Source organism: Azospirillum terrae, from assembly GCF_053470425.1.
Genome location: NZ_JBPXMR010000019.1, coordinates 19,251 through 31,249, shown reverse-complemented (window position 1 = coordinate 31,249; position 11,999 = coordinate 19,251). Strand labels below are relative to the sequence as shown.

Below are 11,999 nucleotides of genomic sequence, written 5' to 3'. Positions count from 1 at the left end.
TCCGAACCGAGGACATCATGAAGATCGTGGTTCTGGGTGCCGGCGTCGTCGGGCTGTCGGCTGCGTATTTCCTGTGGCGCGACGGGCACGAGGTCACCGTGCTCGACCGCCATCCGCAAGTGTGCCAGGAGGCGAGCTTCGCCAACGGCGGGCAGCTCAGCTACAGCTACGTCGCCCCGCTGGCGAGCCCGAGCGTCATCAAGGACCTGCCGGAGCTGCTGCTGCACGCGGACTCGCCGCTGCGCTTCCGTCCCGACCTCGACCCGCACCAATGGCGCTGGTGCCTGCGTTTCCTGCGCGCCTGCACCGCCGAGCAGAGCCGGGAGACCACCGCCCGGCTGCTGACCCTGTCCTTCCTCAGCCGTCGCCTGATGCACGAGGTGATCGACGGGCACGGCCTCGACTTCGCCTTCGTGCGCAACGGCAAGCTGGTGGTCTACTCCACGCCGGACAGCTTCGCCGGAGCCAGGGTCCAGGTGGAATACCAGAGGCGGCTGGGCTGCGAGCAGACGGCGCTGGCCCCCGACGATTGCCTCGCCGTCGAGCCGGCGCTGGCAACCATCCGCCCGAGGCTGACCGGCGGTGTCCACACGCCGAGCGAGGACGCGGGCGACTGCCACCGCTTCTGCATCGCGCTGGCGCGGCGGATGGAGCGCGGCGAAGCGCCCGTGCGGTTCCGGCTGGGCGTCACCGCCACGCACTTCGTGCACGACGGCCGCCGTGTGGCCGGGGTGGAGACCGGCGAGGGCCTGATCGAGGCCGACGCCTTCGTCCTGGCGCTGGGGGTGGACAGCCGCGCGCTGGCGCTGACCGCCGGCATCGACCTGCCGCTCTACCCGCTCAAGGGCTACAGCCTGTCGGCGCCGCTGCGCGAAGGTGTCGGCGCGCCCAAGGTCAGCATCACCGACTATGCCCGCCGCATCGTCTACGCACCGCTCGGCGGCGTGCTGCGCGCCGCGGGCATCGCCGACATCGCCGGCTTCGACCGCGGCATCGACGAGCGCCGGCTGGGGCTGGTGACGCGCGCCGCCCGCGCCGCCTTTCCGGACGCCGCCGACTACGACCGTGCCGAGCCCTGGTGCGGGCTGCGCCCGGCCACCCCGTTGGGGACGCCGATCCTCGGGCCGACATCTCTCGACAACCTCGTGCTCGACGTCGGCCATGGCGCGCTGGGCTTCACGCTGGCCATGGGCTCCGGCCGCATCGTCGCCGACACGATGGCCGGGCGCCCCCCGGCCATCCCGCTCGACGGCTTCCGCCTGGACTGAACGGCAGACGGTGGCCAACCCGACGCATAATTTGCTGATGCTGCAGGAGATGACATTCTGCTTTTGGCCTAGAGCGCCTAACAGAACCGCTCAATCTGCTTGAAGGCGATCATTGCGCAGGCCACGGTCGAGAAGGCTTGGTGGATGTCGGCACGGCGTTCGTAGCGGACGGTGAGGCGGCGGAAGCGGCTGATCCAGGCCAGCGTGCGCTCGACCACCCAGCGGTGCCGGCCCAAGCGCTTGCTATCCTCGATGCCCCGCCGGGCGATGCGCGGGGTGACATTGCGCTCGCGGCATTCGCGCCGGCAGCGCCGGCCATCGCCATTGAGGCGGGACTGATGCTGCGCTCGCTCATGCGCCTGCTTGGCCTGGGGATGCCGGTCACTCGCAAGGTCGCCTGATCACCGCTGCTCCGCGGCGGATTCCGCCGTCACGCCAAGTTGCGCACCAAAGCCCCTCACGGAACTCTCTTGGCGGCCTCTTCGGCAAAGCGGTTGGTGTAGGTCCTGGAAAGGTCAATAGGCGCCTTGCCGATCTTCTCGTCGTAGACGGATAAGACCGCCAGCGGCGTCTTCAGGGTTTCAGGGTCGAACAGGCCAGTCTGCGAAAACATCGGCTTCGACGCAGTGACGATGTCAAGGTTGAGGGTGCGGTCGTCCACCTTGGAGGCGGTCGGCAGGGCGTCGACGATGCGCTCCGGGGGTTCCGCGGCAAGCCATCGCAGGGTACGCAGGAAGGCGTTCGCCAAGCGCTGCACGGTTTCCGGGTTCTTGTCCAGGAAAGCCCTGCTGACGTAGAGGCAGGCCGTCGGGTAGGCGCCGCCGAACGCGACCCTGGACCCATCCCCGTTGCGCGTGTCGAACAGCGGTTTGGCGGTGCCCTTGCGGTCGAGCACCGTGGCGATGGGGTCGAAGGTGATGAGGGCGTCCACGGACTTGCCCTCCAGCGCCACCATGCCCGGCGCGCCGGTGCCAACCGCAAGGATGCTGACGTCGCGCGGAGTCAGGCCGTGGCGGCGCAGGTAGTAGCGCAGCACCATGTCGCTGGACGAGCCAGGCGTCGTGATGCCGACTTTCAACCCCTTCAAGTCCTTGCCGTCCCTGACCTTGTCGGCGAGGTCTGCGCGCACGTCGAAGACGATGCCCGGCACGCCGGTCAGCAGGAACACGCCGACGATGTCCTTGCCCTGCGCCTGCATCTGGATCGTGTGGTCGTAGAAGCCGACCACCGCGTCCACCGAGCCGCCAATCAGCGCCTGCAGCGCTTTGCTGCCGCCGGCCTGGAAGTTCTCCACCGTGACGGTCAGCCCCTCCTGCTTGAAATGGCCCAGGCTCTGCGCCAGCGGCAGCGGCGCGTAGTTGAGGATGGACGAGCCGACGCCGACCGACACAGCGGCCTTTTCCGGCTCGGCAGCCAGCACCGGCAGCGCCACGGACAGCACGGCGATCGCAGCGGCCAAACGGCTGCCCAAGGTTCCGAGCATGGGCGTCTCCTTCAGAATGACGATGCGACCCGGATCAGGCGTCCTGTTCGCCGGTCGCCGCCGGGCGCCAGACCAGCAGGCGGGATTCCAGACTGTCGACCAGCCGGTCCAGGGTGACCACGAAGGTCGACAGCAGGACCAGCCCGGCGAACACGCCGGTGGCGTCCATCACGCCTTCGGCCTGGGCGATGATGTGTCCGAGCCCGGCGGACGAGCCGAGATATTCGGCCACCACCGCGCCCATCACCGCCATGCCCACCGAGACCCGCAGGCTGGAGACGATCCAACTCGCCGCCGAGGGCAAATAGACGTGGCGCAGTAGGGCGAGCCGGCGGGCCTTGAGCAGGCGGGCGTTGGCGAGCACCACGGGGTTCACCTCGCGCACGCCCTGCAGCGTGTTGAAGAAGGCGATGAACAGCACGATGGTTACGCCTAACGCCACCTTCGACGCCAGCCCCAGGCCGAACCACAGAACGAAGATCGGCCCCAGCAGAATGCGCGGGATCGCGTTGAAGACTTTCACGAAGGGCTGCAGAACGTCGGCGGCGAAATCGGACAGGCCGAGCCAGATGCCGAGCGCCGTGCCAGCGGCGATGCCGATGGCGAACGACAGCAGGGTTTCCAGCAGCGTGATGCCGATGTCGCTCCAGATCTCGCCGGTCGAGAACCACTCCACCAAGCGCTCGACGATCGCCGAAGGCAGCGGGAAAAAGAACGGGTCGATCCACGCCAGCCGGCCGGCCATCTCCCATGACACAAGAAAGACAGCAACGATGCCGACCTGCGTGGCGCGGACCTTTCCCTTCTTGCTCCACGATAGCCGCGGGGCGGCGTCGGCCGCGGACGCGTCGGGAGTGGTCAAGCCCATCGGGCTAGTGTCGGGCTGCTGCATAGCTCTTCTCCACCTCGGCGCCGAGCAGTCCCCAGACTTCGCGGTACAGGTGCAGGAATTCGTCGGTGGTTGCCAGCGCGCTCACGTTCCGCGGGCGCGGCAAGGGGATGGGGACCTCGCCAATGACCCGGCTTCCCGGGCCGGCCGACATCACCACGACGCGGTCGGCCAGCGTGATCGCCTCCTCCAGGTCGTGGGTGATGAAGATCAGCGAGCGCCGCTCCTCCTGCCAGAGATCCAGCAGGATCCGGTGCATGAGGCGGCGGGTGTGCACGTCGAGCGCCGAGAAGGGCTCGTCCATAAGCACGATCTTCGGCCCCATGATGAGGGTCTGGGCCATGGCGACGCGCTTGCGCTGTCCACCGGAGAGCTGGTGGGGATAGCGGGATTCGAAGCCTTCCAGACCGACCTTCCTGAGCCACGGCAGGGCACGCTCACGCGCCTCGGCAACCGGCATTCCCTGGAAGATCAGCCCCAGGCCGACGTTGTCCAGCGCCGTCTTCCAGGGCAGGAGAGCGTCCTGCTGAAGCATGTAGCCGGAGTCGTCGTTCAGTCCCGTCAGTGGCTTGCCGAAGATCGTCACCACGCCAGCGGCGGGGCGCAGCAGTCCGGTGATGATGTTGAGGAGCGTCGATTTTCCACAGCCGGTGGGACCGACGACGGCCAGAAACTCACCCGGCGCGACATTTAGATCAGCATCCGACACAGCCACGAAGCGGCCGAACCGGACCGATACACCACTCAAAGCAACCGATGGAACCGACGGATCGTCCATCTCCACTCTCCATGCCCGAACGATCTACTACTATAGCGATAAGAGCATATTGGTTTTCGTTCTGTCAATCGGATCGAACAATTAGACCAGCAAAGTCAAGTTTGCATTATATTTTAATTTTAAGCGCTTAAATTGAAGATCACTTAAACGGTCGACAGCCCGCACCGGCTCTACGGCCCCCCCCTGCCACGCCGCAGAAACGGCAAAGGCCCGGTGGTGCGGACACCACCGGGCCTCGCCCGCCAGGTGCGATCAGTTGAAGCCGAGATGGTGCGGCAGCCAGAGGGCCAGCCCCGGCCAGACCACCACCGCGGCCAGCGTCAGGAACAGCGTGAAGATTAGCCACATCACCCACGGCACCGTGCTTTCGATCGAGCAGCCGGCCAGACGGCAGGTCACCATCAGGTTGACCGCCATCGGCGGAGTGAACTGGCCGATGGCAATCTTCAGCGTCAACAGCACGCCGAACCACACCAGATCCCAGTGAAAGGTCTCCGCGATCGGAATCAGCAGCGGCAGCAGGATGATGAACGTCGACACTCCGTCCAGGAAGGTGCCGATGATGATCAGCATCACGATCAGCAGCGCCATCACCCCGTATTCGCCGATGCCCAGGTTCACGATCCCTTTAGCGATGGGATCGATGATGGACAGCGTGCTCATGGCCCAGCCGAAGACGCTGGCCAGCGCGATGACGGTGAGGATGATCGCGGAGATCTCCGCCGCCTCGACCATCATGTCGTAGAGGTCGCGCAGCTTGACCGTGCGGTAGACCAGCATGCCGAGGAACAGGCCGTAGACCACCGCCACCACCGCAGCCTCGGTCGGGGTGAAGGCGCCGAAGCGCAGCCCGCCGAGGATCAGCACCTTGGCGAACAGGCCGAGGAAGGCGTCCTTGAAGCTGCCCCAGAACGGCGGGCGCGCCTCCTTGACGTGGTCGCGCCCGAGGTCGTGGCGGATCGCCAGCCACAGCGTGGGCAGGATCAGCGCCAGCCCCGCCAGCGTGCCGGGAATGATGCCGGCGGCGAACATGGCGGTCACCGGCGCCTGCGGCACCAGCACGCTGTAGATGATGAGGGCGACGGACGGCGGAATAAGGATATCGGTCGCCGCCGCCGCGGCGATGACGCCGGCGATATAGGGGCGCGGGTAGCCGGCCCGGACCATGCTCGGCGCCATGACCCCGCACACCGCCGCGGCGATGGCCGGACCAGAGCCGGAGATGCCGCCCATCATCATGGCCACCACGACGGCGATGACCGCCAGCGAGCCGCGCCCGTGCCCGATGATGGCGGTGGCGAAGCGCACCAGCTTCTGGGCGACGCCCGAGCGGTCGAAGATGGTGCCCGCCAGCACGAACATGGGGATGGTCAGCAACGGGTACTTGGCGATGCCGGAATAGACGTTGGTCGGCACCGACAGGACGCCCAGGTGGGCCATGGCGATGGTCGCCGTGCCGGCAAGGCCGAGCGCCACGGCGATGGGCACGCCCAGCAGCAGCATCACCCCGAAGCCGCCGAACAGCAGGGTGGTGATCATGCCGCCTCCCCGCGCATCAAGCGCACCATGCGCCCCAGCGCGCGCAAGGCAACGACGACGGAGAGCAACGGCAGCCACACCGTGTAGATCCACTGCGGCACGCCGAGCGCCGGCGACGTCACCTCGAACCGGTAATCGTCCCAGGTCGCCTGCGCTCCGTACACCGTCAGGATTCCGAACATCACCAGCACGCAGAGCATGGCGAACACCTCCGCCCAGCGGCGCAGGTGCGGCGGCAGCTTGTCGGCGACGAAGGTGATGCGCATGTGCCGGTCCTTCACCACGGCCACCGAGGCGCCGAGAAGCGTGAGGACCACCATGAGGGCGATCGAGTACTCCTCGGTGAACGCCAGAGACATGTCGGTGAAGTAACGGGCCAGCACGTTGGCAAAAGTGATCACGGCGACCGCCGCCATAGCGATGGCCGCGAGCACTTCCTCGATTCCGATGGGGACGCGCGTCTTTGCGGTGGCGGTTGGGACCGTGGGATCTCGTTCTGCACTCATCGGCTTCGTCCTGATGGCGGGGAGGCAATGATTCCGCCCACCATACGCCGATACAAGAAATTTTGTTCAACTCCGCAATGGTGCCCGCCTCCGGAAGACGGGGGCTTGGTCCCTTCGGGAAATGGCGTTACTTCCTCACCGAACGAAGCGGCTTGTAGACGGCGTCAAGCTGCCGGGCACCGTCTCGCCCTTGTCGTCGGGGGAGAAGCGGAAGGCCGTGATCTCCTGCCCCTCGCGGCCGGGCCGCGGCCACTGATGGCTTGACGGGCGCACCAACTGGAATCGGCGCACCACCCTATCAGTTGATCGCCAGGATGATGTGCGCGGCGTCGATCAGCGCGCTGGCGGGCTGTCCAACGGCGAGGCCGAGTTCATCGGCGCTGCGCAGGGTGATGATGGAGGTCAGCGTCTTGCCCCCGCCGATGTCGAGCGTGATCTCGGCGTTGACGGCGCCGTCCTCGCGCCGGGCGACGGTGCCCTCCAACCGGTTGCGGGCCGAGGTGGGCAGCGCCTCCCCAGCGGCAGCCAGAATGACGTTGTTGGCCTTGATCAGCGCCATCGCCTCGCGGCCGGGGATCAGGCCCAGCGTGCGAACGCTGTCGCGGGTGATGACGCAGGTCAGCGTCGCCTGATCGGAGACCGCGAGCGTCACCTCGGCGTTCACAGACCCATCGGTGACGCCGGTGATGGTGCCGCGAAGCGTGTTGCGGGCACTGGTGCGCATGAAGAACCCCCACATCAGGTTGCCGGCGTTCAGCCCGGTGTCGGCCAAATCCGGCTCCAGCGCCTGGAAGGCGCGGGCCAGCTCGGCGTCGAGGCGGTGGAACGTCTCCACCAGGCGTACGCCGTCGGGCGTCAGCATGGCGCCGCCGCCGCGCTTGCCGCCGGTCTGCGCCTCGATCAGCGGGCGGCCGAACAGGTTGTTCATGGCGTCGATGGCGTCCCACGCTACCTTGTAGGTGATGCCCACCGTGCGCGCGGCGGCGGAGATGCTTCCCTCGCGCGCCACCGCCTCCAGCAACCGGATGCGCGCCCGCCCAATGGGCGACGCGTTGGGGCCGGCAAGAAAGACCTGGGCTTCGATGGACATCAGGAATCCCAAAGCAGCGTTATGTGGCTCAAGCCATAGCGTAATTGGCGCTGCTTTGCGATGAGTGGCTTGCGCGGGGACCGGCGGCCGCGTCAGCGGATGGCGAACACCACCGGCACCTCGATGATCGCCGCTTTGGGCGGCATTGGAAGCGGGGCGCTGTCGAGCACCGCGGTCCTTGCCGCCTGCGTCAGAAATCCCGCTCCACTCCCCGATACCACCGCCAGCGACGTCTCCGCCACGCTGCCATCGGCCGCGACGGCGAAGCGCACGACCACCGTGCCGCCGAGGCGCAGGCGTCGAGCTTCCGCCGGCACCGCCAGACGGGCCTGAAGCCGGCGGCGCACCAGTTCCAGATACGCCATCATGGGATCGCCGCCCACGGCAGCGTTGCGGCTGGCCGGTGCCACCGCCTCGCTGGCGGCCGGTCCGCCCTCCTCATGGAAAACAGGCGGATCGGCCGCCCCCCTAGGCGCCTGAAGGCGTTCGGTCTGTGGGGGCGTCTGGACCGGCATGGCGACGGGAATGGGGTGCGGCTTGGGCTTGCGGAGCGGCACAGGCGGTGCGGGAGCCTCCTGGTCGAGTGTTGGCGCCGGGTCCTTCGGGGCCTCCAAAGGAGGCTCGTCGTTGGGCTTGTCCGGCACAGGGTCCGCTGGCGCCGGAGATTCGGAAGGCGCTGGCTCGGTCGCGGGAGCGGGCGCCTCCGCTGAGGGATGAGGTGCGGTGTCCGGCTCGCTCGCCGCGCCGTCCAGAGTCACGATCTCGACGCTGACGACCGGCGGAAGCGGCACCGGTCGCGCTTGCTCCACAGCGAGAACAGCGAGCAGCGCCAGCGCCCCGCCATGCATCGAAAGGGAAAGGGCGAGGGCCGAAGGCCCTCGCCCCTCCCGCGCACACGGCCCCTCCCTCTCCCGACGCCACTCAGACCGGCCGGCGCGCATGCCGTCGCTCAGAACTGGTAGCGGGCGCCCACGAAGAAGCTCCGTCCCTCCTCGGGATAGCCGTCGATGAGCTGGTAGTTGCGGTCGGTGATGTTGCGCACCACAGCCTCCGCCGTGAAGCCCTTCACCACCTCGTAGCTGACCTTAAGGTTGGCGATGGCGTGTGCGCCGGTGCGATAGTACAAGGTCTGCGCCGTGTTGCTGGTCCACACGCTCGATACCGCCTCGACGGATGGCACGATGTGCAGACCTTCGACGGGCTGGTAATCGGCGAAGGCGAAGACTTTGTGGGTCGGCGTGCCGGTCGGCTTCAGCACCGTCGTGCCGGGGGCATCCAGCGTGCGCACCAGCAGCGTGTAGTGCGCGCCGAACTCCAGGCTCGGCGACCACGCGGTGCGGAACGACAGCTCGAACCCGCGGTCGAGGCCGGAGCCGACGTTGCGGCTCTGCGTCACCGCGGTGCCGCGGAACAGGGTGTTCACGGACTGGATCGTGTCCGTCAGGTCGCTGACGAACACGGCGCTGTCTACGCGCGTGTTGCCGAAGACCTGTTCGGACGCGCCGATCTCGTAGTTGGTCGCCCGTTCCGGCTTCAGCCCGGGGTTGGACACCGCACCCCCAAAGCGCGAGCTGAAGCGCTCGAACAGCGTCGGGAAGCGGGTGCGGCGCGACACGCTGGCGTGGGTCCGCCCGGTGTCGCTGTAGCGCCAGATCACCGCACCTTGGCCGTTCACCGCGTCCATGTCCTTGGTGGGGTAGTGCACGAAGGTGCCCGTGGCGGTGCCGTCCCAATCCTCAGCCTGGTGCAGGTTGCGCCAGTCGTAGCTGGCGCCCGCCACCACGTCCACGGCCGAGGTGGCATGGAAGGTGTTTTCGATGGCCAGCGAATAGGTGTCCTCGACGCTGCGCTGGACCGGCTCGCGGAAAAAGCGCGGCGAATAGAGGTACTGGTATTCCTTGTGCTCGTCCCGGCGGTAATGGAAGGTGCCCTTCAGCGTGTTGCGCGGGATCAGGTCGGTGCCCAACTCGACGCTGCCGCCATAGGCGCGGTCGTCGTACACGCTGGTGAAGGAGCGCGTGGTGGCCTGCCGGCTATAGGTGCGGTCGTCATAGGATTGCAGAATGTTGTCGAACGTCGTGTGGAACAGCCGCCCCTTGATGTAGGACTTGTCGCCCAGCGCCGTCTTCGTCCCGACGGAGATGTTCTGGACGTTCCACTCCGGCCAGCGCCAGTAGCGGATGGTGTTGCTGGTCGCCGGATCGGTGATGTGCAGCGGCGCGCCCTTGGAGCCGGACTGCTTCAGGAAGTTGACCGAGTACTCGTCCGTGTCGTTCGGCGTGAAGCCGGCCTTCAGGTTGACGCGCCAGTCGCGACTGTCCGAACCTTCGCGGCGTCCGCCGTTCTCGTTGGCGGTGGGCGTGAACTGCTCCGACAGGCGGAAGTAGTCCTGCTGCACCCGGCTGGCCGAACCCTGGACATAGAAGCGCTCCTGCCGGCTGCCAACGCTGGCGCTGGTCAGATAGCCGCTGCGGGCACCGGTGGAATCCAGGTTGGCGCCGACGCGCAGTTCGCCTTCCAGCGGCTTGGTCGGCTTGCGCGTCACCAGATTGATGGCACCGCCCATGCCGCCCGGCCCGTCCAGCACCGAGGCGTAGCCCTTCGCCACCTGGATCTCCGACAGGTCGGTGGTGAGGAAGCGGCCGAGGTCGAGGCGGTTGTCCGCCGGCAGATAGAGCTGCACGCCGTCGAGGTACAACGGCACCTGGAAACGGTCGAAGCCACGCACGTTGACGAAACGCTCGTTGCGCGGCCCGCGCGTGGTGGCGGGGCTGACGCCCGGCAGGGTCTCCAGCGCGCGGTCGAGCCGGTCGCGGTTGAAGCGGGCGATGTCCTCGGCGCCCAGCACCGCGCCGCCCACCGGCGTGCCGTCGGAGGCCTCGGCGGTCGCGTTGATCTCTCCCATCGTGTAGACGGGGTCTCCAGCCAAGGCGGGGGCGTTCTGCGCGGCGGCCATCACGGCCGACGACGCAGCGGCAAGCAGCAGTCGTTTCATTAGTTTCCTTCGGGAGCGGCGGGGAACAGGGTCTAAAGGGAGGCGAGAAAGGCCAGCAGCGCCTCCCGGTCGGCGGTGGTCAGGGAGCGGACGGCCTCGGCGGCGAAGGCGGCCTCGCCGCCGTGCCAGAGAATGGCTTCGAGCGGCGTGCGCGCCCGGCCGTCATGCAGGTAAGAGGGAACGTCGGCGATCACCGGCACGAGGCCGAGCCCCCACAGCGGCGCCGTGCGCCACTGCCGCCCGGAGGCGAGGAAATCCGGCCGCCCGTCGGCCAGCCCCTCGCCCATGTCGTGCAGCAGCAGGTCGGTGTAGGGCTCAATGCGCCGCCCGCCGAGACCCGGCAGCACCGGATGCTCGGCCGTGGTCAGCGCCGGCGCATGGCAGCGCTCGCAGCCCGCTTCATGGAACAGGGCCTCGCCACGCTGCACCTCGGGATCGTCGGTGCCGCGCCGGTCCGGCGGCATCAGAGCCAAGGTGTAGAGATGCAACGTGTCGAGCAGCGCGTCGGACAACTCCGGCTGCGGTCCTTCGTCCGTGACCGCGCAGGCGGCCTGGGCCGACGGACAGTTCGGCACGGGGTACAGGCTGGTGGTGATGCCGAGATCACCAAGAAAGGCGGCGGCGATCTGTTGGCGCACCGTGGGCGTGTTGGCCTTCAGCCCGAAGCGGCCGAGCGCCTGCTTCCCCGTAGCGGTGTCCCACACGCGGTTGGGCCGGCCAGCCACCACGCCCTCGCGCTGCTGCGTCAGGGCCAACGCCAGGACGGCGGATTCCGGCACCGCCTCCAGCAGCCCCAGGCCGAAGACCGGCGGGCCGACGCGCGGCGAGGTCATCGCGTCCTCGCCCAGCGGCCCAAAGGCGAGGTTGGCGAAGCGCAGCTCCGGCGCACGCAGGCTCACCGGCGTGCCGTCGGCCAGCCGTACGGCGTGCTCCCGCCACGTGAAGTAGGCGCGGCCTTCCGCCGGAACGCCGGGCACGGCGTGGTCGTTGAGCTGGTCGCCGTAGGCCGGGTGCGGCTTCGGCCCGCCATGCGCGTCGGCGCCAGGCACCGACAGGCGGACCAGCATGGCCCGCAGCGGGTCGTCCGGCCCGGTCGGCGGCTCGCCGCGGCCGTTCTTGATGTGGCAGGCGGCGCAGGACAGCCGGTTGTAGGTCGGCCCCAGCCCGTGGAAGCCGCCCTCCCCGCCGAAGCCGTTCTGCACCAGCGCCCGTCCGCCGGCCTGCGCCCGCCCGACGCCGGTACCGGCCTCGGCGCTCGGCCCGCCCGGCGCCCAGACATGGTTGAACAGCATGCGGCCGGTGGCGAACTGCACTCGCTGCACGTCGCCGTCCGGCAGAAGAGGCCGGTCGAAGGCGGCGCGCGCCGTGTTGGTCGGCGCCGCACCTTGCGGCTGCGAGGCCAGCGCAATCGAACCCAGGAGAATGGTTGCGAACAGCGGCGCGCGCACGGC

General features: G+C 68.2%; 10 protein-coding genes and 1 pseudogene. 1 reads left to right on the top strand and 10 read right to left on the bottom strand.

The features are described 5' to 3' along the window. Positions 1–17 precede the first annotated feature (17 nt). Positions 18–1,268: a D-amino acid dehydrogenase gene (locus ACSVDD_RS27505; RefSeq protein WP_448192619.1), complete on the top strand. Its 1,251-nt coding sequence runs from the start codon at positions 18–20 to the stop codon at positions 1,266–1,268. Positions 1,269–1,345: 77 nt separating this feature from the next. Here ACSVDD_RS27505 and ACSVDD_RS27500 read toward each other — a convergent pair. The 10 genes and pseudogenes from ACSVDD_RS27500 to ACSVDD_RS27455 all read right to left on the bottom strand — a co-directional run. Continuing rightward, positions 1,346–1,588, bottom strand: a pseudogene (locus ACSVDD_RS27500) (transposase); the annotation flags it as partial. 137 nt (positions 1,589–1,725) lie between these two features. Continuing rightward, the gene (locus ACSVDD_RS27495; RefSeq protein WP_448192618.1) at positions 1,726–2,751 is read right to left on the bottom strand and encodes an ABC transporter substrate-binding protein; all 1,026 of its coding nucleotides are present in this window, start codon (positions 2,749–2,751) and stop codon (positions 1,726–1,728) included. A gap of 34 nt (positions 2,752–2,785) precedes the next feature. After that, a complete protein-coding gene (locus ACSVDD_RS27490) occupies positions 2,786–3,643 on the bottom strand; it encodes an ABC transporter permease (protein WP_448192617.1) in 858 nt (285 codons plus the stop codon). After that, positions 3,624–4,418, bottom strand: a complete 795-nt coding sequence (locus tag ACSVDD_RS27485) for an ABC transporter ATP-binding protein (RefSeq protein ID WP_448192616.1) — start codon at positions 4,416–4,418, stop codon at positions 3,624–3,626. The genes ACSVDD_RS27490 and ACSVDD_RS27485 overlap by 20 nt, the downstream gene beginning before the upstream one ends. A gap of 252 nt (positions 4,419–4,670) precedes the next feature. Continuing rightward, positions 4,671–5,957: a TRAP transporter large permease gene (locus ACSVDD_RS27480; RefSeq protein WP_448192615.1), complete on the bottom strand. Its 1,287-nt coding sequence runs from the start codon at positions 5,955–5,957 to the stop codon at positions 4,671–4,673. After that, positions 5,954–6,463: a TRAP transporter small permease gene (locus ACSVDD_RS27475; RefSeq protein ID WP_448192614.1), complete on the bottom strand. Its 510-nt coding sequence runs from the start codon at positions 6,461–6,463 to the stop codon at positions 5,954–5,956. Before ACSVDD_RS27475 ends, ACSVDD_RS27480 begins: the two co-directional genes overlap by 4 nt. A 298-nt stretch (positions 6,464–6,761) precedes the next feature. Next, a complete protein-coding gene (locus ACSVDD_RS27470) occupies positions 6,762–7,553 on the bottom strand; it encodes a TOBE domain-containing protein (protein WP_448192613.1) in 792 nt (263 codons plus the stop codon). A gap of 92 nt (positions 7,554–7,645) precedes the next feature. After that, complete coding sequence (locus ACSVDD_RS27465; protein ID WP_448192612.1) at positions 7,646–8,110, bottom strand: TonB family protein; 465 nt, start codon at positions 8,108–8,110, stop codon at positions 7,646–7,648. 392 nt (positions 8,111–8,502) lie between these two features. After that, positions 8,503–10,548 carry a TonB-dependent receptor plug domain-containing protein gene (locus tag ACSVDD_RS27460; RefSeq protein WP_448192611.1) on the bottom strand — a complete coding sequence of 682 codons (2,046 nt, stop codon included), beginning with the start codon at positions 10,546–10,548 and terminating at the stop codon, positions 8,503–8,505. A gap of 32 nt (positions 10,549–10,580) precedes the next feature. Beyond that, a complete protein-coding gene (locus tag ACSVDD_RS27455; RefSeq protein ID WP_448192610.1) occupies positions 10,581–11,996 on the bottom strand; it encodes a di-heme oxidoreductase family protein in 1,416 nt (471 codons plus the stop codon). Positions 11,997–11,999: the final 3 nt, after the last annotated feature.

Bases quoted from the DNA above. Each gene is read 5' to 3' on its own strand.
- ACSVDD_RS27505 (WP_448192619.1), top strand. From the start codon at position 18: ATGAAGATCGTGGTTCTGGGTGCCGGCGTCGTCGGGCTGTCGGCTGCG.
- ACSVDD_RS27495 (WP_448192618.1), bottom strand. From the start codon at position 2,751: ATGCTCGGAACCTTGGGCAGCCGTTTGGCCGCTGCGATCGCCGTGCTG.
- ACSVDD_RS27490 (WP_448192617.1), bottom strand. From the start codon at position 3,643: ATGCAGCAGCCCGACACTAGCCCGATGGGCTTGACCACTCCCGACGCG.
- ACSVDD_RS27485 (WP_448192616.1), bottom strand. From the start codon at position 4,418: ATGGACGATCCGTCGGTTCCATCGGTTGCTTTGAGTGGTGTATCGGTC.
- ACSVDD_RS27480 (WP_448192615.1), bottom strand. From the start codon at position 5,957: ATGATCACCACCCTGCTGTTCGGCGGCTTCGGGGTGATGCTGCTGCTG.
- ACSVDD_RS27475 (WP_448192614.1), bottom strand. From the start codon at position 6,463: ATGAGTGCAGAACGAGATCCCACGGTCCCAACCGCCACCGCAAAGACG.
- ACSVDD_RS27470 (WP_448192613.1), bottom strand. From the start codon at position 7,553: ATGTCCATCGAAGCCCAGGTCTTTCTTGCCGGCCCCAACGCGTCGCCC.
- ACSVDD_RS27460 (WP_448192611.1), bottom strand. From the start codon at position 10,548: ATGAAACGACTGCTGCTTGCCGCTGCGTCGTCGGCCGTGATGGCCGCC.